This is a genomic window from Symbiobacterium terraclitae (genome assembly GCF_017874315.1).
Classification (GTDB): domain Bacteria; phylum Bacillota; class Sulfobacillia; order Symbiobacteriales; family Symbiobacteriaceae; genus Symbiobacterium; species Symbiobacterium terraclitae.
The window spans coordinates 31,090-55,355 of sequence record NZ_JAGGLG010000025.1; the positions used below are offsets into that span (position 1 = coordinate 31,090).

Sequence of the window (24,266 nt, forward strand, 5' to 3'; positions counted from 1 at the left end):
GGGGACGATTCGGGCTTCGCGGAACCAGGGAGAGGAGTTCGACCGAACAGGCCCAATTCCCTGTCTATTGCACTGATTTGCAAAGCCCCCTGTGCACCCCCGCGGGGAGCGGCGAAGGGTGGACGGGCCCCCGCACGCACGGTAGAATGGACCCTAGCCTGAGCTGAGGAGGCGTTCCCTGAGATGGAGAAGCTGCGTGTGGCCGTTGTCGGATACGGGAACGTGGGGCGCTACGCCGTTGAGGCGGTGCAGACCGCGCCCGATATGGAACTGGCCGGGGTGGTGCGCCGCCGGGTGCTCGGGGCCGTGCCGCCCGAGCTTACGAGCGTGAAGGTGGTTACGGATGTCGGCGAGCTGGAGGGGGTCCGGGGCGCCCTGCTGTGCGTACCCACCCGGTCCGTGCCCGCCCAGGCAGAGGCCCTGCTGAAGCGGGGCATCCACACCGTGGACAGTTACGACATCCACGGCGAGCTGGCCGACCTGCGCCGCCGGCTGGACCCGGTGGCCCGGGAACACGGTGCCGTCGCCGTGATCTCCGCGGGCTGGGACCCCGGCACCGACTCCATGCTGCGGGGGATGCTGGAGTTCATGGCCCCGCGGGGCGTCACCTACACCAACTTCGGCCCGGGCATGTCGATGGGCCACTCGGTGGCGGTGAAGGCGATCCCGGGCGTGAAGGACGCCCTGTCGCTGACGATCCCCGCCGGCATGGGCACCCACAAGCGGGCGGTCTACGTGGAGCTGGAGCCGGGCGCCGACTTCGCCGCGGTGGAGCAGGCGATCAAGCGCGACCCCTACTTCGTCAAGGACGAGACCCGCGTGACCCAGGTGGAGGACGTGAGCCAGCTCATCGACATGGGCCACGGCGTGGTGATGGAGCGCAAGGGCGTCTCGGGCGCCACTCACAACCAGCTGTTCCGGTTCGAGATGCGCATCAACAACCCGGCCCTGACGGCGCAGGTGATGGTAGCCGCGCTGCGGGCCGCGGCCCGGCAGCGGCCGGGGTGCTACACGATGATCGAGATCCCGGTGGTCGACTACCTGCCGGGCGACCGGGACGAGTGGGTGCGCAGGCTGGTATAGCCGCGCAGCCCCGGCGCAGGGTGGTGAAGAACCAGGCGCCGCCGCTCCCCGAAGCGGGGAGACGGCGGCGCTTCTCCTGTGCGCTCATACGTTCAGCCGCGGGTCCAGCAGCTCCCGGAGGAAGTCGCCCGTCAGGTTGAGCCCCAGGACCGTCAGCTGCAGCGCCAGCCCCGGGAACGTGGCCACCCACCAATGGGTGGTGATGTAATTGCGGGCGTCGGCGAGCATGCCGCCCCAGGTGACGGTGGGCGGCTGGATGCCCAGGCCCAGGAAGGTGAGGGCCGACTCGGTGATGATCACCCGGGGGACCTCCAGGGTGGCCAGCACAACCAGCGTTCCGGCCACGTTCGGGAAGAGGTGCCGTGACAGGGTCCGCCACTCGGGGTTGCCCAGGGCGCGGGAGGCGAGGATGAACTCCCGCTCCCGCAGAGAGAGCACCTCGGCCCGCAGCACCCGGTAGTACAGGACCCATCCCGTGATGCCGAGAACGGCGATGGTCTTGCCCATCCCAGAGCCGAGGACGGCCATCACCACGATGGCCAGGAGCGTGAAGGGAAAGGCCAGCTGGACGTCGCCAAGGCGCCCCACCACGTCGTCCAGCAGCCCGCCGAAGTGGCCGGCCGCCAGCCCGGCCAGGGTGCCGATGCCGCCGGCGATCACGACGGCGGAGAAGCCCACCACGAGTGACACGCGGGAGCCGTAGATCAGGCGGCTGAGGATGTCCCGGCCGAGGTGGTCGGTGCCGAGGGGGTACTCAGGATGTGCACCCTCCATCCAGAAGGGCGGCAGCAGCCTGAGTGCCACCTGTTGGTCCGTGGGATCGTGGGGGGCAAGGACTGGGGCAAGGAGCGCACATGCGACCACCACGAGCACGATCAGCACGCCCGCGAGGGCCAGCTTGCGGCGCCACAGCTGCCGGAGGGCCCACCCCAGTGATCGGCGCCGGTCCACCGCCTCGCCGGGTACGGCGGGCAACTGGTCACTGGCTGCTGCCACTGGGCTCACCTCCTAGGCGTAGCGAATGCGCGGGTCCAGGAGCGAGTAGAGCAGGTCCGTGGCCAGGTTGATCGCCACGATGACCAGGGCGAAGAGAAACACGGCGGCCTGCACCACGAAGAAGTCGCGGTTGAAGATGGCCTGGACCACAAACCGCCCGACGCCGGGCCAGGCGAAGATGGTCTCGGTGATGACGGAACCGCTCAGCAGCGAGCCCAGCTGCAGCCCCACCACGGTCACCACGGGCAGGAGGGCGTTGCGCAGGGCGTGCCGGTAGACCACGGTCCGCTCGCCCAGGCCCTTTGCCCTGGCGGTGCGGATGAAGTCTTGCCCGAGCACGCCGAGCATGCTGGAGCGGAGGATCCGCATGATGCTGGTGCAGGTGTAGGCGGCCAGGGTCACGGCGGGCAGGATGTACGAGGTCCAGTCGGTCCTGCCGCCCGCCGGCAGCCAGCGGAGCTGCACGCCGAAGACGATGATCAGCAGGATGCCCAGCCAGTAGACCGGCATGGACTGGCCCAGCAGGGCGAGCAGGGTGCCGAGCGCGTCCAGCAGGCCGCCCCGGCGCGTGGCGCTGACCACCCCGATCGGCACAGCTACCGCCACGGCCAGCAGCAGGGCCGTGAACGAGAGCGACAACGTGGCCGGCATGCGCTCGAAGACCAGCAGCATGGCCGGCTCGCCGTGCCGGAGCGAGTCGCCGAAGTCCAGGACCAGCACGCCCCGGAAGTAGTCCAGGAACTGCACGTGCAGGGGCCGGTTGAAGCCCAGCTGCGTCCGGAGCAGCTCCACCTCCTCCTCGGTCGCGTCCAGGGGCGCCATCAGGCGCACCGGGTCTCCTGTCATGCGGGTGAGGAAGAAGGAGAACAGCGTCACCCCGACGAGCACCAGGGCGGCATGCCCCAGCCGCTTGACCACGTACCGTCCCATGGGGCGTCACTGCACCAGCCTGGCCGACACCAGGTTGATCTCCTCGTCGGAGCGCGGCGTCCACTCGATTCGTGTGGAGGTGGCGTAGATGTCCTTCTGCTGCCAGTCGATCAGGTGGGCCACGTCCTCGTGGAGCTGCCTGAGGGCCTGGTGGTAGAGCCGCTCCCGCTCCGCCTGGTCCATGGTGGACCGGGCCTTCAGGATCAGCTCGTCCGACACGGGTGACTCGTGGGAGGAGAAGGCGCCGTCGCCCGAGAGGAGCGGCGAGAGGGTGCCGTCGGCGTCCCAGGTGGCGTTGCCCCAGCCGAGCATATAGATCCCCTTCTGCTCCCGGGAGGTCATCAGGCCCACGTGGTTCCCCCACTCATTCACCTGGAGCTTCACGTTGACCCCGATCTTCTGAAGCTGCCCGGCGATGGCCTCGGCCATCTCCTTGTCCATGGCGTAGCGCCCGCTGGGCGTGTCGAACTGGATCTCCTCGCCCTGGTAACCCGACTCGGCCAGCAGCCGCCTGGCGAGGTCAGGATCGTACGGATAGGGCTGGATACTCGGATCGAAGCCGAAGTGCTGGGGCGTCAGGGCCGTGGCCATGTGGTAGCCGGCGCCCATCAGCACGTTGTCGATCAGCGACCTGGCGTCGATGGCGTGGGCCAGCGCCCTCCGGAAGGTCGGGTTGCCCACAATGCCTCCCTTGCGCGTCTGAAAAGCGACGTAGATCACCCGCACGCTGGGCACGTCGACGATCTTGACGCTCGGGTCGTTCCTGAGCGCCTCCACCTGGTTCGCCGGGATGTTGACGGCGATGTCGGCCTGCCCGGTCTGGATCTGGGAGATCCGGGTGGCCGCCTCCGGCACGGGCCGGAAGATCACCTGCTGGATCTGCGGCGCCCCGCGCCAGTAGTCGGGGTTGGCCTCCAGGACCACCTCTTCCTGCTTCACCCAGCGGACGAACTTGTAGGGGCCGGTGCCCATCGGGTTGGCGGCCAGGTACTCCTTCCCGTGCTCGGCCAGGTACTCGGCGCTGATCACGTGCTCCGAGGCCAGCCGGTTGGGCAGGATCGGATACGGCGCCGAGGTGATGATGTGCACGGTGTAGTCGTCGATGATCTTCACTTCCTGGATGGCGGACAGGTTGTTCCGCCGGGGCGATGCCTCCGCCGGATCGATGATCCGCTCGATCGTCGCCTTCACGTCAGCCGCGTTGAAGGTGTCGCCGTTGTGGAACTTCACGCCCTGGCGCAGCTTCAGCTCCCAGGTGGTGTCGTTCAGGGTCCTCCACTCGGTGGCCAGGCCCGGCTCCAGCTTCATCTCGTGGTTCCGGTAGATCAGCGTGTCATAGATGTTGTTGAGGATGTTGTAGGCCGGGGTCTCCGCGTGCCCCGCCGGGTCCAGCGTCGTCGCGTCCACGCCCTGCAGCACCACGACGGGCCTCTGTGCGCCCGCCCCGGACGAGCCCGCCCCACCGTCAGGGCCCCTGGAGGAGCGCCCCGCCCCGGCACATCCCGCCAGCACCAGGGCCACGGCCGACACCCACGCGGCCGCCCGCATCCACAACGCACGGTGGTGTTGCATCGCCCGATCGCTCCTTTCCACAGATGGGATTAGAGGAGATTCCACGGCGGATGCAATATTCCTTCCTTTCACTCTAGTCATTCGACCGTAGTTGCGCTCCTCCGAAGGGTTCATCGGACAGCACCATCACGACCTGCCAGTGCCCTCCAGCCGCCGGTTGTCAGGCCCGGCTAACCAAGTGTGCTCGCTTCACCCCTCCCCCAGGAACCGCCGCATGCCCTCCCGGGCCTCGTCGGTCACGATCTGGGCGCAGAACTCGCCGTGCTCGGTCTCCAACCGTGCGGCCACATCCCCCCAGGCGGCCCGCAGCAGGCGGCGGGTGCGGCGGACCGAGCCGGGCTGCAGCCGGGCGATCTCGGCCGCGACGCGCCAGGCCTCGGCGCGGACCTCCTCCGCCGGCACCACCCGGCTGGCCAGTCCCCACTCCACCGCCTCCCGGGCGGAGATGGTCAGGTTGCGCAGCAGCACCTCGGCGGCCCGCCTGGGCCCGATCAGCGCCGGCAGGAGGGCGGTCCAGCCGCCGTCGGGGCTGAAGCCCACCACGTTGTACCAGGGCGTGAAGCTCGCCTCGGGCGCCACCAGCACCACGTCCGCCGCCAGCACGAACCCCAGCGAGCCCCCGGTCACGATGCCGTGGACGGCCGCCACCACCGGCACCGGGAAATCCAGCAGCGCCTGCACCGCCCGGTTCAGCTGGCCCACCAGCCCGCTGGCGTACTCGTAGACGCCGTCACCCTGCTCGTAGAACCGGCGCACGTCGCCGCCGGTGGAGAAGGACCGCCCCTCCGCCTGCAGCACCAGCGCCCGCACGTCCGGGCGCCGCCGCAGATCGGCCAGGGCGTCGAGGAGTTCGGCGAGCAGTTCGGGAACCAGGCTGTTGTGACGTGCCGGCCGGTTCAGGGTGAGGCCGGCCACCGGGCCGTCCCACTCAACTCGCACGAGCGGTTCCACCGGCCACCACCCCTCCCTCGCCTGCTGCGCTGCGCCGCGCCGCCCGCCGGCGCCCGAATGCCCGGGCGAGGCCCGCCAGGCCGCCGGGCAGGAAGAGCACCAGCAGAGCGTAGAGCACGCCCAGGGCCAGGCGCCACCGCTCCGTGTAGCTGGAGAGCAGCGTCCCCGCCAGGCGGATGATGCCCGCGCCCAGCGCCGGCCCGCCCAGGGTGCCCACACCGCCGATGATCGACATCAGGAGCACCTGAATCGTCGTGTCGACGCCCAGCACCGACGGCACCACGAAGTTCTCCGTGGCGGCGTACATCACCCCGGCCAGCGAGGCCACGACGCCGGCCAGCACCAGGGCGCCGAGCTTGAAGGCGAACACGTTGTAGCCCACCGCGGCGGCCCGCTGCTCGTTCTCCCGGATCGCCACCAGCGTGCGGCCGAAGGGCGAGGCCAGCACGCGCCGCAGGACGAGGTAGGTCACCACCGCCAGGGCGAGCGTGAGGAAGTAGAGCTCCACCCGGTTGCGGGGGCCGTAGGCCCAGTCGGGCGCCACCTGGACGGCCAGCCCGTCGCTGCCGCCGGTGATCGGGCTGGCCTTCTCCGCCACCACCCGGAAGAACTCCGCAAACGCCATGCTCACCATGGCGAAGTAGACGCCCTTCACCCGCAGGGACAGGCTGCCCACGGCCAGCGCCAGCAGCGCGGCCACCAGCGGCGCAGCCGTGAGGGCGGTCCAGAAGCCGGCGCCGGCGTACTTGGCCAGCAGGATCGCCGTGTAGGTGCCGGTGCCGAAGAACAGGGCGTGGCCGAAGGAGACGATGCCCGTGTACCCCAGCAGCACGTCGAAGCTCATGGCGAACACGGCGAAGACGAAGGCGCCGATGAGCAGCGAGAGCAGGTAGCGGTTCTCGCCCACCACCGGCATGAAGGGCAGCAGGGCCAGCACGAGGATGACCGCGGCGGGCGCGGCCGCGCCGAGCCAGCCGCCCTCTTTGGCACGTCGGAGCAACACCCGGCTCACCCCCCCTGCCTGCCGAGAAGGCCCTGCGGCCGCAGGACCAGCACCACGGCCATAAGGGCGATGTTCACGGCCAGCGCAAACTGCGGCGCGTAGTAGCCCACAAAGGCCTGCGTCAGCCCCACCAGGATGGCCGCCAGCAGGGAGCCGGTGAAGCTGCCGAGGCCGCCCACCACCACCACGATGAAGGCCGGCAGCAGGTTCTCCGCCGCCAGGGTGGTATGCGCTCCCTCAAAAGGGCCGGCCACCGCGCCGCCCAGGGCCGCCAGCGCCCCGCCGAGGGCGAAGACACCGGTGAAGACCTTGCGGATGTCGATGCCCAGGGCCTGCACCATCTCCCGGTCCTCCACCCCGGCGCGCACGATGATGCCCAGCCGGCTCCGGGTCAGGAACAGGTGCACCAGCAGCCAGACCGTGAGCCCGACGCCGATGATGAAGAGCCGGTAGACGGGGAACGGCCGGTCGAAGACCGTGAAGGTGCCCTGCAGGGCCGCCGGCACGGCGAAGGGCAGGGGGTACGGCCCCCAGATCGCCTCCACCGCCTCGTCGAAGACCAGGATCAGTCCCATCGTCATGAGCACCTGAAAGAGCTGCCGCCCGTAGAGCGGCCGGATCGCCAGCAGCTCGATGAGGGCCCCGAGCACGGCCCCGACCAGCGTGCCGCCCGCCAGGGCCAGCACGAAGTTGCCGGTGGCCATGTAGATGGTCAGCGCCCCGTAGGTGCCCAGCATGTACAGGGCCCCGTGGGCGAAGTTCAGCACGTTCATCAGGCCGAAGATCAGGCTGAGGCCGGAGGCGATGAGGAACCAGAGCAGCCCGACGGTCAGCCCCTGCAGGGCCAGCCAGGTGATCAGCCCCATCTCACGCCACCCCCAGGTAGCGGCGCCGCAGCGCGGCGTCGCCCAGGATCTCGGCCATGGACCCCTGGTAGACGGTGCGGCCGTCGTCCAGCACGACCGCATGGTCGCCCACCGCGGCGGCCAGGCCGAAGTTCTGCTCCACCAGGAGCACCGTGGTCTGCGCCGCGATCTGCCGGAGCGCCTCGCCCAGCTGCTCCACCACCACCGGCGCCAGCCCCTTGCTGGGCTCGTCGATCAGGAGCAGGGCGTTCTCGCTCAACAGCACCCGCCCGATCGCCAGCATCTGCTGCTGGCCGCCGGAGAGCGTGCCGGCCGTCCGCCGCCAGGCCCGGGCCAGGTCGGGGAAGAGGCGCAGCACCCAGTCCAGCCGGGCCTCAAGCCCGCTGCCCCGCGGCGGGTCGGCGGGGCCCCCTCGGGCGTATCCCTCGGGCGCCCGCCCACGCAAAGGCCAGGGCAGGTCGCCGCCGCGGACGGCCACCCGCAGGTTCTCCGCCACGGTGAGGTCCCGGAAGATGCCCCGGTCCTCCGGCACGTAGCCGATCCCCCGCCGGGCCACCTGGTGCGGGGCGAGCCGGGTGATCTCCTCGCCCCGGAAGACGACCCGCCCGGCCCTGGCCGGCGTCAGCCCCATCACGGTGCGGAGCGTGGTCGTCTTGCCGGCGCCGTTGCGCCCCAGCAGCACGGTGATGGCGCCCGGCGGCACGGCGAGCGTGACCCCCTGCAGGATGTGGTACTCGCCGATGTACGTCTGCACTCCGTCAAGCTCCAGCAGCGCCATCCGTTCCCTCCTCCCCAGCGGCCTGCCAGCTCCCGGCCAGCGCGTAGCCGTGGCTGGCGCCCAGGTAGGCCGCCTGCACCCGCTCGTCCGCGACGATCTCCTGCGGGGAGCCCTCCGCGATCACCGTGCCCTCCGCGAGCACGGTGATCGCGTCGGAGATCTCCAGCACGATGTCCATCTTGTGTTCCACCATGAGGATGGTCCGCTTCCCCTGCGCCCGGATCCGCTCGATGACGGCGATGATGCCCGGCACCTCCTCGCGGCTCATGCCGGCGGTCGGCTCATCCAGCAGCAGCAGCTCCGGGTCCATGGCCAGCAGCATGGCAATCTCCAGCTTGCGCTTCTCGCCGTGGGCCAGCTCCCGGGCGAGCACGCGGGTCCGGTCCTGCATCCCCACCGTCTCCAGCGCCGCCTCGGCGGCCTCCCGGTACTCCGCCAGGCCCTCCGCCCTGCGCCAGAAGTGCCAGGAGTGCCGGCCCCTGGCCTGGGCGGCCAGGCGCACGTTCTCCAGCACGGTCAGCTCGGGGAAGAGGTTGGTCAGCTGGAACGAGCGGCCGATGCCCCGCCGGGCGATCAGGTGGGGCGGGAGGCCCGTGATGTCCTGACCCTTGAACAGGATCCGGCCGGACGACGGCTTGTAGATGCCGCTGATGAGGTTGAAGAGCGTGGTCTTGCCGGCGCCGTTGGGGCCGATGACGGTTCGCAGGGTGCGGGCCGGCACCTGCATGGAGATGCCCCGGTTGGCCGCCAGCCCGCCGAAGCTGATCGAGACCTCTTGCGTCTCCAGGAGAATCTCCGGGCCCACGCATCTCCCTCCCAGCGTTAGTTCACCCGCACCGGCGGAGCCGTCTCCTCAGGCGAGAGTTCGTTGATCAGCCGGGGAACCGGGTAGTCGTGCTCGCCGTCCTTCACGATCTCCACGTAGTACATGGGCTGCAGGGCCTGGTGGTCCTCCTTGCGGAAGGTGTAGGTCCCCTTGGGCCCCTCGAAGCTCATGCCCTCCAGCGCCTCGATCAGCTTGCCGGCGTCGGTGGAGCCGGCCTTCTTGATGCCCTCCACGATGGCGATGCCGGCCGCCATGCCGCCCGCGGTGAAGAGGTCCGGCGGCTCGCCGTAGAGCTTCTGGTGCTCGGCCACGAGCCAGTCGTTCACCGGGGTCTTGGGCAGCGTGTAGAAGTAGCGCACCACGCCGCGCAGGCCCACGGCCGCGTCGCCCAGGCCCTGCAGCGAGGCCCGGTCGCCGATGCTGGTGGTCACCCGCATCTGGTCAAAGAGCCCCATCTCGCCGATCTGCTGGAAGAGCTTCAGGGCGTTGCCGCCCGACCAGGTGACCATCAGCACGTCGGGGTCGAGGTCGCGCACCTGCTGCAGGTAGGTGGCGAAGTCCTTCGCGTCCAGCGGCACGTTGATGTTCCGGACCACCACGCCGCCGGCCTCCTCGAAGACCGGGTTCCAGGCGTCCTGGGCCGAGGTGCCGAAGGCATTGTCGGGCGCCAGGTGCACCACCCGGTCGCCGGGCTTCTCGATGGCGGCCTTGCCGCCCGCCAGGGCGTCCTGGCTGTTGATGCCGGCGGTGCGGAAGATGTACTTATTGAAGTCCGTCGTGGTCAGCTGGTCGCCCGCGGCCGGGTCAACCATGTAGAGGACCTCGTACTGCTCCGCCAGCGAGGCGATCTGCAGCGCCACCGGTGTCGAGGCCGAGCCCTGGAGGATGTGCACCTTGTCCTGCTCCAGCAGCTTCACGGCCTTCTGCTTGCCGACGTCCGGGCTGCCGGTGTCGTCCTCGATAATGATCTCGATCGGCCGGCCGAGCACCTCGTTGGTGCCGCCGGTCGCGTACTGGATGCCCAGCTTGAGCCCCTTGATCTCCTGGTCCGCGTAGCCCGCCAGCGGCCCGGTCACCGACGTGACCACGCCGATCTTGATGGGCTCGGCGGCCCTCCCCCCTCCGCCACCGCCCTCCCCGGCGGAGCGCGACCCACCGCCGGATGAGCAGGCCGTGGTGAGCAGGGCCAGGATCAGGGTCAGGATCACCGCTTGGAACCGGATGGAACGCATTCGCTCACACCCCCACGTGTTTGTCGGTTCCGGTTCTGGGTCTCCATCTGGCTGCGGCTACCCCCACCGGAGGGCGGTGGCCCCCCAGGTGTAGCCGGTGCCGGCGCTGAGCAGGACCACCAGGTCCCCGGGCGACAGGAGCCGCCGCTGCACGGCCTCGTGGAGGGCCACCAGCGGGTCGATGGCCGACATGTGGCCGTACTGGTCCAGGTAGACATGCCGCTCCGGCGGAACGCCCAGCGCCGCCATCACCTGCTCGAACAGGGAGCGCTTGGTGTGCAGCATCGCTACGAACCGGATCTCCTCCGGCCGGTGGCCGCTCTTCACCACCGCCTCCCGCGCCACCCCCACGAAGCGCTCGAACGAGACCGGGTCCAGCCGCTGCTTCATCTCGGCCGGGTCGGTCACGTCCAGGAAGTGCAGCCGCTCCCGCACCGTGGCCTCGCTGGCGGGCAGCTTCGACCCGCCGGCGGGCACCTTCACGAAGTCGTGGAACGAGCCGTCGGTGACGGCCGCCGTCTCCAGCACGAGGTTGTGCCCGTACCCCCGCTGCAGGATGGCCGCCGCCGCCCCGTCGCCGAAGTTGAACATGAAGCGGGACCGGGCGTTGGCGTAATCGATGAGCGCCCCCTCCCTGCTGGCCCCCACCAGCAGGACGCTGCGCATCCCGGGGTTCGCCAGGAGCAGCGAGCGGGCCACGTTCAGGGCGATCGGGCAGCCCACGCTGACGGCCGCCACCTCGAAGGCCACCGCCTGCCTCAGGCCCAGCTCGTACTGGATCTTGGGCGCCGCCAGCCAGACGGCGTAGTCCTTGTGCGGGCTGCCGAAGTAGATGACCGCGTCGATCTCCTCCGGGGCCACCTGCGCCAGCAGCGGCCGGGCGGCCTTGACGGCCATGTCGGAGACGTGCTCGTCCGGGTCCGCGCGGCGCTTGCGCTCGACGCCCATCTTCTCCCGGACCACCGCCTCAGGCAGCCCGGACCGGGCGGCGATCTCCGCCGCGGTCTCCTCCCGCGCGGGCATGTAGATGTTGAACGCTCGCAGACCGACCTTCTCCACCGGTTCCCCTCCTATGCGGTGTGCCCCGCCTGATCAAGCCGTGCCAGTTCGCCCTTCAGCACCTTTCCGGAGGCGTTCCGGGGCAGGTCCGCCATGAAGTGGAACCGCTTGGGCACCTTGTACTTGGCGAGCTGCTGTGCGCAGTGCGCCCGCAGCTCCTCCTCCGTCACGGAGCCCCCCGGCGCCAGCACGACCGCGGCGTGCGGCACCTCGCCCCACTCGGGATGCGGCACACCGTAGACCGCCGCCTCCACCACGGCGGGGTGCGACTGGATCACCTGCTCCACCTCGACCGGGTAGACGTTCTCGCCGCCGGAGATCAGCATCTCCTTGAGGCGCCCGGCGATGGTGACGAACCCCTCCTCGTCGGCCCGGGCCAGGTCGCCGGTGCGGAACCAGCCATCGCGCACCGCCTGGGCCGTGGCCTCGGGGTTCCGCCAGTAGCCGGCGAACACGTTGGGCCCCTTCACGGTGATCTCGCCCACCTCGCCCGGGGCCACGGGCTTACCGGTGGCGGGGTCCAGCAGCCGCACCCGGCTGAACGGGGCCGGCCGGCCGATGGAGCCGGCCTTGCGCAGGTAGTCGGCCGGGTCCACCATCATGAAGACTGTGGGCGCCGTCTCCGTGAGGCCGTAGCCCTGGCCGAAGGGGATGCCCCTGCTGTGATAGGCCCGGATCAGGTCCACCGGGCAGGGCGCCCCGCCGCTGTAGAACATCCGCACCGAGGAGAGGTCGGGGGCCAGGCGGTCGATGGCCTCCAGCAGCCGCTGGTGCACCGTGGGCACGCCGAAGACAACCGTCACCCGCTCCGCCTCGATCAGCCGGACCGCCTGGTCGGGGTCGAAGCGCGGCGGGATGACCACGCGCCCGCCGGCCAGCAGCGTGGGCAGCAGGAAGAGGCCCAGGCCGCCGATGTGGAACATGGGCAGGAGCGTGATGGTCACGTCGCTCGACCGCAGGTCGATGGTGAGCAGGTCGTTCATCGCGTTCCAGAAGAAGTTGTTGCTGGTGAGTACCGCCCCCTTGGGCTTGCCCGTGGTCCCCGAGGTGTAGCCGATCACCAGGGGGGTGTCCCAGGGGAGCGGCTCGTCGTCGGCGTCCCCGCCGGCCGCGGCGCCCGCATGGTCGCCTTCGCCGGCCGCCGCCCGGGCGACCAGGTGCGCGAAGTCGAGCCCGCCGTCCCCGGCGGTGATGCGCACGGGCTCAGGCAGCCCCAGCCGCGCCGACAGGTCGCCGGCCGTGGTCACGTACTCACCGCTGCAGAAGATGCGACTCGTCTCGCTGTCGCGCAGCTGGTACTCCAGCTCCGCCGGCGAGAGTCGCCAGTTGAGGGGCACCAGACACGCCCCGATGCGGGAGGCGGCCAGCAGCAACAGCAGGTACTCCGGCCCGTTGACGCTGAGGACGGCGATGCGGTCCCCCTGGCGCACGCCCAGCGGCCCCCTTAGCGCCCTGCTGGCCGCCGCGACCCGCTCCTCCAGGGTCCGGTAGGTCCAGCGGATGCCGTCCCCCACGACGGCCACGGTCTCCGGGCGCATCCACGCCTGCGCCCGCACCCAGTAGCTGATCTCGTACAAGCCCCGCTCACTCCTTCCCCCAAGTCTCGCTATGCTCAGCCGGCCGGCTGTCCGGGATCCCCTTCCCCGGGGCGCGGCACGAGCCCGTGAAGCACGATCGACACCACGCTCTCCACCACCTCCCTGGGGGGCACCCGCCCCTCCCAGAGCGCCCAGCGCATGCCCACCATGTGGAAGGCGCCCATCAGGGCGTAGGCGGCGGCCTCGGCGTCCAGCTGGCGGAACTGCCCGCGGGCCATCGCCTGCCTGAGGCCCCGCATATAGCCCTCGGCCAGGCGGGAGTAGTACCAGCGGTGCAGCTCCGGGTCGACGAACTCGCACTCCCGCACGATGATGTACAGGTTCCGCCGCCGGGTGACGAAGTGGAGGAACGTCTCCAGACCCACCCGCTCGGCCTCGGCCCGGTCGGTGATCGACGCCACGGCCATGGCCAGCTCCTGGCGCAGATCGTGGCTCATGGTGCGGACGAGCGCCCGGAAGATGTCCTCCTTGGCCTTGAAGTAGATGTAGAAGGTGCCCTGGGCGACGTTGGCCCTGCGGGTGATCTCCGCCACCGAGGCCCGGAAGAAGCCCAGCTCGGCGAAGACCTCCTCCGCCGCCTCGAGGAGCTTCCGCCTGGTGGCTTCGGCCCGTTCGCTCATCTTCTCGACCTTGCCGCTGAACTCGGTTCCGTCCGGCTGGGGAGAGGTGGTCCTGCGCATGCCATCACTCCTTGACGAGTTGGTGATGCGTGACTCATGAGTCATGAAACGGCGATACTGCGGGCCTTTATTCGGGATGATAAGTGACTCATCTGTCATGATCTCTCTAATCAGATACGTCTGTATGCAACGAATCTCCTCCTTATTGATAGTTTTCCGCGCAAGTGATTTCCGGCACAAAAGGATTGGACGGCAGGGGCTCCACCCGCGGCCGGCGCGGGGCTGCGCGGAACGCGCGAACCCCCGCCTCGACTGAGGCGGGGGCACATGTTCTCCTGATGTGGTTGATCCGCCGGGCGCAGGGTCTACGCCCGCGCCCCTTCCCGCAGCCGGAACCGGTCCACCTCGGCGAAGGTCGCCTCGGCGATGCCGGCCAGCTCGGAGGCCGATGCAGCCAGCTCTTCCGTGGCTGCGGCGTTGGACTGGGCGATGGCCGTCAGGCGGTCGGCGTGGTCGCCGATCTCGCTCATCGTCGCGCCCTGCTCCTCGATGGCGGCGGCGATGCGGGCCAGCAGGTCGTGGCTCTCCCGGGCCGCCTGCTCGATGCGGTCCATCTCGGTGCTGACGGCGGCCACGCTCTCCGCAGCCCGCCGGGCCTCCTCCACCGCCCGCTTCACCAGGACGTTGATCTCCTTCGCGGACTTGCTGGAGCTGGCGGCCAGGTGGCCCACCTCGGAGGCGACCACGGCGAAGCCCTTGCCGTGCTCGCCGGCCCGGGCGGCCTCGATGGCGGCGTTGAGCGAGAGCAGGTTGGTCTGCGCGGCGATCTCCTCGATCACGTTGGTGAACTTGCTGATCTGCTCGCTGCTGGCGGCGATCGCCTCCACGATGGAGACCATGCGCTCCATGGCGGCCCGGCTGGCCTGCACGACCGCGACGGTCTCGCTGGACTTGCCGCTGGCCGTCTCGGCGTCGGCCGCGAGGGCGGAAATCGTGCTGCCGGACTCCCGCACCGCGCGGCTCACCTGCTCCACCGTGAGCATCTGGTCCGTGGCGCCCTCGGCGATCTGCTCGGTGGCCCTGCTGTTCTCCTGCGCCGCGTTGGCCACCAGGCTGGCCTGGCCGCGGAGCGTGAGCAGCGTGTTGGTCAGCACCTCCAGGGCGGCGTTGTACTGCTCGGCCAGGACCGCCAGCTGCCCCTTCGCCTGGGCCTGCACCGTGCGGCTGAGGTCGAAGGACGCCAGGGCCTGGACGGACTCGATCACATCCTTCAGCACCGCGGCCAGCCGCGCTGCGGCCGTCGCGGCGGTCTCCTGCGCCTCCCGGAACCTGCCCTCGGCGGCGATCGCGTGCTGCTGCAGATCCAGCTCGCCGTCGGCCAGCGCGGCCAGCTGGGCGTTGAGGGCGTCCACGGTGGACTCGATCTGCTCGGCGGTGCGGTTGGCCGCCTCCTTGATGCGGCCCAGCTCGCCCGGCAGCGTCGTGTGGATGCGCCGCCCGAACTCGCCGCGCTTGAGGCCGTCCAGCATCTGGCTGATGTCGGAGACGGCGATCTCCACGCCGTCCAGGGCCAGGTTGATCGACCGGGCGATCTCGGCCATGCGGGAGCGGCCGGGCAGGTCGATACGGGCGCTCAGGTCGCCCCGTTCGAACTTCGCCATCGCCTCGGCGAAGGCGGTGAGGGGCTCGATCTGCCAGCGGTAGACGAGCAGGGCCAGCGCGCAGCCCACCATGCCGCCCGCGGCGGCGAGCGCCCAGAGCAGCGCAGGCGACATGCCCAGGGTGCCGACGGTGGCCAGCCCGATGGCCACCAGGGCAGGCCAGCCCAGCAGGATCAGCTGCTGGCCCCCGGCGCCCAGCCGCTCGCCCAGGCTCTCCCGGCGCCTGAGGCTGCCCAGCGTGTCCAGGAGCCCCTTCTCGCCGGCGTTCATGCGCTTGTACAGCTGCTCCGCGGCGGCGATCTCCTCCCGCGAGGGCTTGCGCCGCACCGACCGGTAGCCCACGATCTTGCCGTCCACCTTGATCGGCGAGACGACGGCCTTCACCCAGTAGTGGTCGCCGTTCTTGCAGCGGTTCTTGACGATCCCGACCCACCGCTCTCCGGCCTGGATGGTGTCCCACATGTCCTTGAAGGCGGCCGGCGGCATGTCCGGGTGGCGCACGATGTTGTGGGGCTTGCCGACCAGCTCCTCGAGCGTGTACCCGGCCACGGCGCAGAACGAGGCGTTGGCGGCGGTGATGATCCCGCGCAGATCGGTCTCCGAGATCAGTCGCTCCTCAGCCGGATAGTCGTGCTCAACCTGAGTCACGGGTATGTTCCGTTTCATAATCAGTTCTCCCCCTGGGATCACGTCTGTCCGGCGATTGCTAGAAAACGATTTTCTGGTACGCGGATTGTTGATAAATACCTTTGGTCTACTAGGTTACATCATGTCGAAGCGGTTCGACAACACCTGATTTCCGTCGATCACGATAACGCTTTGTACTGTATTTCGTACAACTTTAAGACGTGCCCATATTAGGGTGCCAGACCGATGCCAGAACCGGGAGTACGACCTAATCCTTTGGACTCCGGGTGCGCCCCAGGTTCGGTGAGCCCCCGCGCTGCCCGCGTCCGGGCGGTACGGGCGGCGAAGGAGACAGGAAGGGCCGGAGAGCCCGAACGGGTCTCCGGCCCTTGCTCGTTTCACCTATCCGACCATCTGCACCAGCCCGGTCAGGGCGATCAGCGCACCGCCCAACGAGGCCAACAGGCCGCTGGCCATCCGGGTCACGCCGGGCAGCTGATCGCTCTCGCCCCGTACGTACGCGGCCACCGTCGTCTGCTCCCCCAGCAGCGCGTGGCCGGCGCCGGCCAGCACCAGCGAACCTCCCATGGTCAGCAGCTGCCACCCCGGCCAGAGCTGCGGAGCCATGCTGCGCAGGGCCAGGGTCACCGCCAGTCCCACGAAGCCCGCCACCATGAACACCCGGAGCCACCGGTCGTGCGCCTGCCCCCACCGGTACAGCCGCAGCCGCCACCAGAGCCGCCGCTCCATCCCCGCCATCCCCTCTTGTCAAAAGGATCGGTTATGGATAGGATAACAGACGCTCATGAGGGGTGGCAAGGGCGAACATACAGATTGTTGTTATCGATGTTGCACAAAGGGGTGTAGAGCCGCGACGCCTGGCCCTCCCGCTTCCCACCTGGCACCTGCCTCTGCCACGCTGGTACGCGCGAAACAGGCGGCCCCCCACGCGGACGGGCCGCCCATTTACATCTCGTCGATTCGGGCCCCCAGACGGCGCAGGTCATCGAAGAACGCCGGATACGACTTGGCCACGTGGTGCGCATCCCGGATCACCACCGGCTCCCGGGCCCGCAGCGACACGATGGTGAGCCCCATGATCACCCGGTGGTCGATGCGGCTCTCCACGGCCACGCCGCCCTCCACCCCCTCGGGCCGGCCGGCTACGATCAGCTTGTCCCGCTCCTCCCCCACCCGGGCCCCGAGCTTGTTCAGCTCCGCCCGGTAGTCGGAGATCCGGTCGCACTCCTTGTAGCGCAGGTTTTCTACATTATAGAAAACCGTCTCCCCCTCGGCGAGGACGGCGGCAGCGGTCAGGGCCAGGACGGCGTCGGTGAAGGGATCGCCGTCGAAGCGCCCGCCCCGGAGGGGCCTGCCCCCCCGGATGCGCACCTGCTGCCCGTCGTGGGCGATGTCCGCCCCCATCGCCGCCAGAACCTCCACCGCTTGCCGCTCCCCCTGCTCGTCGTGGAAGAGCCGGGGGATCGTCACGTCGGAGGGCACCACGGCCGCGGCGGCCATCAGGGCGGCGGCGCCGGGGTAGTCGCCCGGAACGGTGTACTCCCGGGCCCGGTACCGCTGCCCGCCCGGGATGTGGAAGCGGCGCAGGTCGTCCGAGGCCTCCACCCGGATCCCCGCCTCACGCAGCACCTGCAGCGTCTGCCGGATCGGCGGGCGGGACTTCATGTCCCCCGTCACCTCGATGGTCAGGTCTCCGCCGATCAGCGGCGCGGCGAAGAGCAGCGCCGACGTGTACTGGCTGGAGACCTCGCCGCTCACCCGCACGGTGCCGCCGCGCAGTCGGCTGCTTCCGCCGTCCAGCCGACCGCCACCCGTGGTTGCCGCGGTCCTGGGCCCGCCGCTGCGGATCCTGATCGGCAGGCGCCCGTCCCGGCTCTCCACTTCCGCACCGAGCTGCTTGAGGGCGTCCAGCAGGTCGCCCTGGGGCCGCTTGCCCAGCGACTCGACGTAGTCGGTGACGAAGGTGATGTCGTCCAGCGTGGCGGCGCAGACGGCCATCAGGAAGCGCAGCACCGCCCCGGCGTTGCCCGGGTTCAGGGTACCCGGGTTGCGGGGGTTGGCCCCGAACCCCCGGACCCGCAGGTGCTCGCCCTCCGGTGTCAGCACCGCGCCGAGGTCGGTCAGGCAGCGCTTCAGCGCCGTGGCGTCCTCGCTTTCGGCGGGGAAGCGGATGAGCGACTCCCCCTCGGTCAGGGCGGCGGCGAGGAGATAGCGCGTCGTGTAGTTCTTCGAAGACGGCGGATGCACCACGCCCTCCAGGCGTGTGGCGGGATAGACGCAAACGTCCATCTGATCGCTCCCCTTGAGTGAGCTAGGAAAGATACGTGCGGCCTGCTGGGGATGGCGAGTCCGTCCCAGGGTCAACCCGAGCTGCCATGGGAACTGTGTGCGAGTGCGCAGGCGGCTGCCCCACCCTGCGAGTGTCAAGAAACAGTACACCCGTCGACCGGCCACGGATTTTTCTTGACACTCCTGGCAGGCCAACCCCTGCGGAACCTCGGGTACAGGGACTTCAGCCCGCCCTCCGGCAGCGATGCCGGCTACACAGACGACTGCCACACCCATCGAGTGTCAAGAAACAGCACACCCGTCGACCGGCCACGGATTTTTCTTGACACTCCCGGCAGGCCCACCCCTGCGGAACCTCCGGTACATGCACTTCAGCCCGCCCTCCGGCAGCGATGCCGGCTACACAGACGACTGACACACCCAGCGAGTGTCAAGAAACAGTACACCCGTCGACCGGCCACGGATTTTTCTTGACACTCCCGGCAGGCCAACCCCTGCGGAACCTCGGGTACAGGGACTTCAGCCCGCCCTCCGGCAACACCGACGACTGCCACACCCAGCGAGTGTCAAGAAAAAGCACGCCCGTCGACCGGCCACGTATTTTTCTTGACACTCCCGGCAGGCCAACCCCTGCGGAACCTCCGGTACAGGCACTTCAGCCCGGCCTCCGGCAGCGATGCCGGCTACACAGACGACTGCCCCACCCGGCGAGTGTCAAGAAACGGTACACCCGTCGACCGGCCACGGATTTTTCTTGACACTCCGGGCCGCCAGACGCCTGTCGCCACCGGTGGCCGCGCTCCGCACCCCCTGGATGAGCAAGTCCCCTGCCGATCAGTCAACCCTTCGCCCAGCCTGCCCCCATCAGCCAAACAGATCACCGACAGCCGCCGCCCATGCTCCCCATCGCCCGGCGCCGGGCGGCGTGGGCCTGGTCGAACAGCCGGGCCAGGGCCTCGGCGTCGCCCGCAGCGATCGCCGCCTCCAGGTCCGCGAGCGCACCCCGGAAGGCGGCGACCGCCTCCTCCAGGGCGGGCCGGTTGTTGGCCCAGATCTCGTGCCAGAGGGCTGCGGGGCTGTCGGCGATGCGGGTGGTGTCCCGGAAACCGCCGGCGGCCAGCGCCAGCGTGCCCGGCTGGGCCTCGTCCAGCCGCAGCGCAGCCGCGGCCAGCGCGGTGGCGACCAGCTGCGGCAGGTGCGAGGCGCCGGCTGCCCGCCGGTCGTGCTCCTCGGGGGTCATCACGACGGGCTCGGCGCCCAGCGCCACGACCAGGTCGCGGACCCGCTCCAGGGCGGTCTGCACCGGTTGCGCGCCCCTCGGCGCCCCCGCCCGCTCGCCCGGCGTCAGCACCCAGCGGCAGCCGGGGATCAGGTCGGCGGAGGCCGCGGCGACGCCGGAGCGCTCGCGGCCGAACATCGGGTGGCCGCCGACGAAGGCGACGCCGTCAGGCAGGTGCGCCTCCCACGCCGCCACCACCGCCGCCTTCACCGAGGCCACGTCGGTGACGATCGTGCCCGGGCGCAGCAGCGGCGCGGCGTGGGGCGCCAGGTCGATCATCGCCTGGACCGGCATGGCCAGGATCACCAGGTCGGCCCGTGCCAGGGCGGCGGCGGGGTCGGCGACCATGCGGTCCACCGCCCCGAGCCGCACCGCTTCCGGGATGCCCGCCGCGGCATCACCCGGAGTGCCGGCCTGCGCTGCGCCGGCGCGCGCAGCGTCGACTGCGACAGCACCAGCCGCGGCGAGCCCGCAACCGGCAACTCCCACGACGCCTGCGCCAGTCGACCAGGCGGCGCCCGCACTAGTCGCCCCGGCGGCGCCCGCACCAGTCGCCCAGGGGGCGCCCGCACCGGGCGCCCGGGCAGCATCCCCACCAGCCGCCGCCCGGCCGATCCCGATCACCTCGCCCGCCAGGCCCCGCTGCCGCAGGGCCATGCCGATGGAGCCGCCGATCAGCCCGACGCCCCAGATGGCGACGGTGCCAAAACCGCTACACATGGGCCGACACGGGGGTCGGCAGCCGGCGGCCCAGCACCTGGGCGATCGCCGCGATCTCGTGCATCATCTGGTGGAAGGCGGTCGGGCCGATGGTCTGGGCGGCGTCAGACTTGGCCTCGTCCGGGCGCTGGTGCACTTCCACCAGGATGCCGTCGGCGCCGGCGGCCACGGCGGCCCGGGCCAAGGCGCCCACGAAGGCCCGCTTGCCCACGCCGTGGCTGGGGTCCACCACCACCGGCAGGTGGGTGAGCGACTTGGCCACCACGACGGCGGAGAGGTCCAGCGTGTTGCGGGTGGCGGTCTCGAAGGTCCGGACGCCCCGCTCGCAGAGGATCACCTGGTGGTTGCCCTCGCTCATCACGTACTCGGCGGCCATCAGCCACTCCTCGATCGTGGCGGACATGCCCCGCTTCAGCAGCACGGGCTTGTTGGTCCGCCCCACTTCCTTGAGCAGGCTGAAGTTCTGCATGTTCCGGGTGCCGATCTGCAGCACGTCGGCGTACTCGGCCACCAGCTCGACGTCCCGGGTGTCCATGACCTCGGTGACGACGGGCAGGCCGGTCAGCGCCCGGGCCTCGGCCAGGTACTTGAGCCCCTCCTCGCCCAGGCCCTGGAATGAGTACGGGCTGGACCGGGGCTTGAAGGCGCCGGCGCGCAGCGCGTGGGCGCCGCCGTCCCGCACCAGGCGGGCCGACTCCAGCAGCAGCTCGCGGCCCTCCACGGAGCACGGGCCGGCCACGACCCAGAGGTCGCTGCCCCCCACCGTCGCTCCGCCCACGCGGATCACCGTGTCCTCGGGATGGAAGTCCCGCGAGACCAGCTTATACGGCTTCGAGATCGGGGTCACCCGCTCGACGCCGGGGGCCGCCTCCAGATTCAGGTCGGACAGCACCCTCCGGTCGCCGCCGATGGCCCCGATGATCGTCCGCTCTTCCCCCTGGGAGAGGTGTACGCCGAATCCCGCCGCTCGAACCCGTTCCACGACCTCGTTCACCTGCGCCTGTGTGGCGCCCTTCCGCATGACGATGATCACCGCACAACACCTCGCCCTTCGCTCTGGTTTCGCAGGAGCAAAGCAAACGGCTTCCATCCCGTGTAGGGACGGAAGCCGAAATCGCTCGACTTTCGTGGTACCACCCTGCTTGACCCGCGGCCGCGGGCCCACTCTTTCCCGGGGACTGACATCCCCTGCGCCCGTGGTAACGGGGGCGTGCCGGCGTACCTACTCAACCGACCCGGTTGAACCTCCGGGCAGGTTTTTCAGCCTGCGCTCACGGGTGTATTCGATCCCGCCTTCGGCGCCAGCTTGCACCAACCGCTGGCTCTCTGTGGCTCTCCGGCACTGGGTCTACTTCTCCCGCTCATCGCTTTACGATATTGAAGCCGATTGTACACCGGTACCTCGGTGCCGTCAATACCTGCAGTTCACAACGTCACAAAGCGGACAGCCTCAGTCCGGTGCCCGGCCGCGTCGCCGCCTTCAGCTCCTCGGCCAGGATCCGGACCCGGCTGATCAGCTCGTGCTCGGGCAGCCCCTCGCCGCAGTGGCGGACGAAGGCCGACCCCACGATGGCCGCATCCGCCACCTCCGTCACCTGCCGTACGTGCTCCGGCCGTGAGACGCCGAAGCCCACCGCCACCGGCGTGTCGGTGACGGCCTTCACGGCCCGCACCATGGCCGTCACCTGCGGCGGCAGCGACGCCCGCATCCCCGTCACGCCCGTGAGCGAGACGGCGTAGAGGAAACCCCGGGCGAGCTCGGCAGCCCGGCGGATGCGGTCCGGCGGCGAAGTGGGGGCCACGAACTGGATCAGGTCCAGCCCCGCCTCCTGCGCGGCCGGCCGGATCTCGTCCCCCTCCTCCATCGGCACGTCGGGCAGGATCAGCCCGTCGACGCCGGCCGCAGCCGCCCGGCGGCAGAAGGTCTCCACGCCCGGCCGCAGGACCAGGTTGTAGTATGTCATGATCAGGAGCGGAATCTGCAGCCCGTCGGCCCGCAGCGCCGCGACCAGCTCCAGCACGTTGTCGGTGTTGGCGCCGGCCGCCAGCGCCCGCTGGCTCGCCGCCTGGATGACCGGGCCGTCCGCCAGCGGGTCGGAGAAGGGCAGGCCCAGCTCCACCATGTCGACCCCGGCCTCGGCCAGGGCGTGCACCAGCCTGCGGGTGGTCGCCAGCGAAGGGTCGCCGGCGGCGATGTAGGCGATCAGCCCCTTCTCGCCCCGGCTGCGCAGCGCCGCAAAGCGCCCGGCGATCCGGCTCATGCCCCCTCACCTCCCAGGATGCGGGCCACCTCGGCCATGTCCTTATCGCCCCGGCCAGACAGGCTGATGACCACGATCTGGTCCGGCGCCATCTCCGCGGCCAGCTTCACGCCCTGGTAGACGGCGTGGCTGGACTCCAGCGCCGGGATGATCCCCTCGGTGCGGCTCAGCAGCTGCATCGCCTCCAGCGCCTGCTGATCGGTGACGGCCACGTACTCGGCCCGGCCCGTGTCGCGCAGGTAGCAGTGCTCCGGCCCCACGCCCGGGTAGTCCAGGCCCGCGGAGATCGAGTGGGCCTCCAGCACCTGGCCGTACTCGTCCTGCAGCAGGTACGCCTTCGCACCGTGGAAGACGCCGATTGCGCCGCCGCCGGTCATCGTGGCGCCGTGCCTGCCGCTCTCGAGCCCGAGCCCGCCCGCCTCGGTGCCCACCAGCCGCACCTCCGGGAAGGGCACGAAGGGGTGGAAGATGCCGATGGCGTTGGAGCCGCCGCCGACGCAGGCGACGATGGCGTCCGGCAGCCGCCCCTCCGCCTCCTGGATCTGGCTCATGGTCTCGTAGCCGATCACCGCCTGGAAGTCCCGCACGATCATCGGGTAGGGGTGCGGTCCCACCGCCGAGCCGATGATGTAATGCGTGGTCTCCACGTTGGTGACCCAGTCGCGGATCGCCTCATTGGTGGCGTCCTTCAGCGTGCGGGAGCCCGACCTCGTCGGGATCACCCGGGCCCCCAGCAGCCGCATGCGGAAGACGTTCAGCTCCTGGCGGGCCACGTCCACCTCGCCCATGTGGACGTCGCACACCAGGCCGAAGAGGGCGGCCACCGTGGCGGCGGCCACGCCGTGCTGGCCGGCGCCGGTCTCGGCGATGATCCGCTTCTTGCCCATGCGCCGGGCCAGCAGCGCCTGCCCCATGGCGTTGTTGATCTTGTGGGCGCCGGTGTGGTTCAGGTCCTCGCGCTTCAGGTAGATCTTCGCCCCGCCGGCGTACGCCGTCAGCCGGGCCGCATAGTAAAGGGGTGTGGGCCGGCCGATGTACTGCCGGCGGTAGTAGGCGAGCTCCTCCAGGAACTCGGGGTCGTTCTTGTAGCGGTTGTAGGCATCCTCCAGCTCGATGCAGGCGGCCATCAGGGTCTCGGGCACGTAGCGCCCGCCGAAGGGGCCGAAGTGCCCACGGGCGTCCGGCAGTGCGGTGCTCATCGCGCAGCCCCCTTTGCCGCCTCCACGAAGGCGTAGATCTTGTTGATGTCCTTGCTGCCCCCGGTCTCGACGCCGCTGGAGACGTCGACTCCGCCCGGCGCTGCGTGAGCGATGGCATGGGCGACGTTCTCGGGGTTCAGCCCCCCGGCCAGGATCAGCCGGGGGCGGCCCGGGGTCAGCGGCTCGTCCGGGCCGGCCATGGTCACCCCTGCCTGCTGTAGGACCCGAGCAGCCCAGCGGACCAGGGTCCAGTCCAGCGTCTGGCCGGTGCCACCGGCCTGGCCATCGACGTAGGGGTCCAGCAGGAGCCCCGCCGCCTCCCGGTACTCGGGCAGCCGGGCCAGGTCGTCCGGCCCCTTGATGCGGAAGGCCTTGATCACCGGCAGGCCCACCTGGCCGATGGCCTCGGGCGGCTCGCTGCCGTGCAGCTGCACCGCCTTCAGCCCGGCCTGCGCCGCCACCCGGCGGATCTCCTCCACCGGGGCGTCCACGAACACGCCCACCGTCACCGTCTCGGGCGGCAGCCCGGCGATGAGCGCCTCGGCCCGCTCGGGCGTCACCTGCCGCCGGCTGGGGGCGAAGACGAAGCCCAGGGCGTCCGCCCCGGCCTCCACGGCGGCCACGGCGTCCTTCATGTTCTGCAAGCCGCAGATTTTCACCCACATGCGGCACTCGCTCCTTTCTCCGTGTCGGCC

The 24,266-nt window shown here is 70.3% G+C and carries 21 protein-coding genes; 1 reads left to right on the top strand and 20 read right to left on the bottom strand.

The window, feature by feature from the left end:
- Positions 1 to 183 precede the first annotated feature (183 nt).
- Positions 184 to 1,083 (top strand): diaminopimelate dehydrogenase, encoded by a 900-nt coding sequence (locus J2Z79_RS13325; RefSeq protein WP_209467388.1) that lies wholly within the window; start codon positions 184 to 186, stop codon positions 1,081 to 1,083.
- A gap of 84 nt (positions 1,084 to 1,167) precedes the next feature.
- Here the strand turns inward: J2Z79_RS13325 and J2Z79_RS13330 are convergent, their stop codons facing one another.
- The 20 genes from J2Z79_RS13330 to J2Z79_RS13425 all read right to left on the bottom strand — a co-directional run bounded on the left by J2Z79_RS13330 (position 1,168) and on the right by J2Z79_RS13425 (position 24,236).
- Positions 1,168 to 2,079, bottom strand: a complete 912-nt coding sequence (locus J2Z79_RS13330) for an ABC transporter permease (RefSeq protein ID WP_209467389.1) — start codon at positions 2,077 to 2,079, stop codon at positions 1,168 to 1,170.
- A gap of 12 nt (positions 2,080 to 2,091) precedes the next feature.
- Positions 2,092 to 3,009: an ABC transporter permease gene (locus J2Z79_RS13335; protein ID WP_209467390.1), complete on the bottom strand. Its 918-nt coding sequence runs from the start codon at positions 3,007 to 3,009 to the stop codon at positions 2,092 to 2,094.
- 6 nt (positions 3,010 to 3,015) lie between these two features.
- Positions 3,016 to 4,581: an ABC transporter substrate-binding protein gene (locus J2Z79_RS13340; RefSeq protein ID WP_209467391.1), complete on the bottom strand. Its 1,566-nt coding sequence runs from the start codon at positions 4,579 to 4,581 to the stop codon at positions 3,016 to 3,018.
- 189 nt (positions 4,582 to 4,770) lie between these two features.
- Positions 4,771 to 5,532 (bottom strand): enoyl-CoA hydratase/isomerase family protein, encoded by a 762-nt coding sequence (locus J2Z79_RS13345; RefSeq protein WP_209467392.1) that lies wholly within the window; start codon positions 5,530 to 5,532, stop codon positions 4,771 to 4,773.
- Positions 5,510 to 6,535, bottom strand: a complete 1,026-nt coding sequence (locus J2Z79_RS13350; protein ID WP_209467393.1) for a branched-chain amino acid ABC transporter permease — start codon at positions 6,533 to 6,535, stop codon at positions 5,510 to 5,512. Before J2Z79_RS13350 ends, J2Z79_RS13345 begins: the two co-directional genes overlap by 23 nt.
- Before the next feature lie 5 nt (positions 6,536 to 6,540).
- On the bottom strand, positions 6,541 to 7,401 hold the full coding sequence (locus tag J2Z79_RS13355) for a branched-chain amino acid ABC transporter permease (RefSeq protein WP_209467394.1): 861 nt from the start codon (positions 7,399 to 7,401) through the stop codon (positions 6,541 to 6,543).
- Between the two features lies 1 nt (position 7,402).
- The gene (locus J2Z79_RS13360; protein ID WP_209467395.1) at positions 7,403 to 8,179 is read right to left on the bottom strand and encodes an ABC transporter ATP-binding protein; all 777 of its coding nucleotides are present in this window, start codon (positions 8,177 to 8,179) and stop codon (positions 7,403 to 7,405) included.
- Positions 8,160 to 8,984: an ABC transporter ATP-binding protein gene (locus tag J2Z79_RS13365; protein WP_209467396.1), complete on the bottom strand. Its 825-nt coding sequence runs from the start codon at positions 8,982 to 8,984 to the stop codon at positions 8,160 to 8,162. Before J2Z79_RS13365 ends, J2Z79_RS13360 begins: the two co-directional genes overlap by 20 nt.
- Positions 8,985 to 9,001: 17 nt before the next feature.
- Positions 9,002 to 10,237: a substrate-binding domain-containing protein gene (locus tag J2Z79_RS13370; protein ID WP_245302743.1), complete on the bottom strand. Its 1,236-nt coding sequence runs from the start codon at positions 10,235 to 10,237 to the stop codon at positions 9,002 to 9,004.
- Positions 10,238 to 10,294: 57 nt separating this feature from the next.
- Positions 10,295 to 11,296, bottom strand: a complete 1,002-nt coding sequence (locus J2Z79_RS13375; protein WP_342589492.1) for a 3-oxoacyl-ACP synthase — start codon at positions 11,294 to 11,296, stop codon at positions 10,295 to 10,297.
- 11 nt (positions 11,297 to 11,307) lie between these two features.
- Positions 11,308 to 12,873, bottom strand: coding sequence for a long-chain-fatty-acid--CoA ligase (locus tag J2Z79_RS13380; RefSeq protein WP_209467397.1), 1,566 nt, complete (start codon positions 12,871 to 12,873; stop codon positions 11,308 to 11,310).
- 35 nt (positions 12,874 to 12,908) lie between these two features.
- Complete coding sequence (locus J2Z79_RS13385) at positions 12,909 to 13,574, bottom strand: TetR/AcrR family transcriptional regulator (protein WP_245302744.1); 666 nt, start codon at positions 13,572 to 13,574, stop codon at positions 12,909 to 12,911.
- A 305-nt stretch (positions 13,575 to 13,879) separates the two neighbouring features.
- A complete protein-coding gene (locus J2Z79_RS13390) occupies positions 13,880 to 15,841 on the bottom strand; it encodes a methyl-accepting chemotaxis protein (RefSeq protein ID WP_209467399.1) in 1,962 nt (653 codons plus the stop codon).
- Positions 15,842 to 16,204: 363 nt separating this feature from the next.
- Positions 16,205 to 16,552 carry a hypothetical protein gene (locus J2Z79_RS13395; protein WP_209467400.1) on the bottom strand — a complete coding sequence of 116 codons (348 nt, stop codon included), beginning with the start codon at positions 16,550 to 16,552 and terminating at the stop codon, positions 16,205 to 16,207.
- Between the two features lie 216 nt (positions 16,553 to 16,768).
- Positions 16,769 to 18,112, bottom strand: coding sequence for a 3-phosphoshikimate 1-carboxyvinyltransferase (gene aroA / locus J2Z79_RS13400; RefSeq protein ID WP_209467401.1), 1,344 nt, complete (start codon positions 18,110 to 18,112; stop codon positions 16,769 to 16,771).
- Positions 18,113 to 18,989: 877 nt separating this feature from the next.
- On the bottom strand, positions 18,990 to 20,111 hold the full coding sequence (locus J2Z79_RS13405; protein WP_209467402.1) for a prephenate dehydrogenase: 1,122 nt from the start codon (positions 20,109 to 20,111) through the stop codon (positions 18,990 to 18,992).
- Positions 20,104 to 21,144 (bottom strand): 3-deoxy-7-phosphoheptulonate synthase, encoded by a 1,041-nt coding sequence (gene aroF / locus J2Z79_RS13410; protein WP_209467403.1) that lies wholly within the window; start codon positions 21,142 to 21,144, stop codon positions 20,104 to 20,106. Before aroF ends, J2Z79_RS13405 begins: the two co-directional genes overlap by 8 nt.
- A gap of 400 nt (positions 21,145 to 21,544) precedes the next feature.
- Positions 21,545 to 22,372 carry a tryptophan synthase subunit alpha gene (trpA, locus tag J2Z79_RS13415; RefSeq protein WP_209467404.1) on the bottom strand — a complete coding sequence of 276 codons (828 nt, stop codon included), beginning with the start codon at positions 22,370 to 22,372 and terminating at the stop codon, positions 21,545 to 21,547.
- Positions 22,369 to 23,571: a tryptophan synthase subunit beta gene (gene trpB / locus J2Z79_RS13420; RefSeq protein ID WP_209467405.1), complete on the bottom strand. Its 1,203-nt coding sequence runs from the start codon at positions 23,569 to 23,571 to the stop codon at positions 22,369 to 22,371. Before trpB ends, trpA begins: the two co-directional genes overlap by 4 nt.
- Complete coding sequence (locus J2Z79_RS13425) at positions 23,568 to 24,236, bottom strand: phosphoribosylanthranilate isomerase (protein WP_209467406.1); 669 nt, start codon at positions 24,234 to 24,236, stop codon at positions 23,568 to 23,570. The genes trpB and J2Z79_RS13425 overlap by 4 nt, the downstream gene beginning before the upstream one ends.
- Positions 24,237 to 24,266 lie beyond the last annotated feature (30 nt).

What these genes read in the sequence shown, in the direction of transcription:
- J2Z79_RS13390 (WP_209467399.1), bottom strand. Translation starts at nt 15,841, where the DNA reads ATGAAACGGAACATACCCGTGACTCAGGTTGAGCACGACTATCCGGCT.
- J2Z79_RS13355 (WP_209467394.1), bottom strand. Translation starts at nt 7,401, where the DNA reads ATGGGGCTGATCACCTGGCTGGCCCTGCAGGGGCTGACCGTCGGGCTG.
- J2Z79_RS13405 (WP_209467402.1), bottom strand. Translation starts at nt 20,111, where the DNA reads ATGTGTAGCGGTTTTGGCACCGTCGCCATCTGGGGCGTCGGGCTGATC.
- J2Z79_RS13425 (WP_209467406.1), bottom strand. Translation starts at nt 24,236, where the DNA reads ATGTGGGTGAAAATCTGCGGCTTGCAGAACATGAAGGACGCCGTGGCC.
- J2Z79_RS13340 (WP_209467391.1), bottom strand. Translation starts at nt 4,581, where the DNA reads ATGCAACACCACCGTGCGTTGTGGATGCGGGCGGCCGCGTGGGTGTCG.
- J2Z79_RS13385 (WP_245302744.1), bottom strand. Translation starts at nt 13,574, where the DNA reads ATGCGCAGGACCACCTCTCCCCAGCCGGACGGAACCGAGTTCAGCGGC.
- J2Z79_RS13370 (WP_245302743.1), bottom strand. Translation starts at nt 10,237, where the DNA reads ATGCGTTCCATCCGGTTCCAAGCGGTGATCCTGACCCTGATCCTGGCC.
- J2Z79_RS13395 (WP_209467400.1), bottom strand. Translation starts at nt 16,552, where the DNA reads ATGGAGCGGCGGCTCTGGTGGCGGCTGCGGCTGTACCGGTGGGGGCAG.
- trpB (WP_209467405.1), bottom strand. Translation starts at nt 23,571, where the DNA reads ATGAGCACCGCACTGCCGGACGCCCGTGGGCACTTCGGCCCCTTCGGC.
- J2Z79_RS13325 (WP_209467388.1), top strand. Translation starts at nt 184, where the DNA reads ATGGAGAAGCTGCGTGTGGCCGTTGTCGGATACGGGAACGTGGGGCGC.
- J2Z79_RS13335 (WP_209467390.1), bottom strand. Translation starts at nt 3,009, where the DNA reads ATGGGACGGTACGTGGTCAAGCGGCTGGGGCATGCCGCCCTGGTGCTC.
- J2Z79_RS13360 (WP_209467395.1), bottom strand. Translation starts at nt 8,179, where the DNA reads ATGGCGCTGCTGGAGCTTGACGGAGTGCAGACGTACATCGGCGAGTAC.
- aroA (WP_209467401.1), bottom strand. Translation starts at nt 18,112, where the DNA reads ATGGACGTTTGCGTCTATCCCGCCACACGCCTGGAGGGCGTGGTGCAT.
- trpA (WP_209467404.1), bottom strand. Translation starts at nt 22,372, where the DNA reads ATGAGCCGGATCGCCGGGCGCTTTGCGGCGCTGCGCAGCCGGGGCGAG.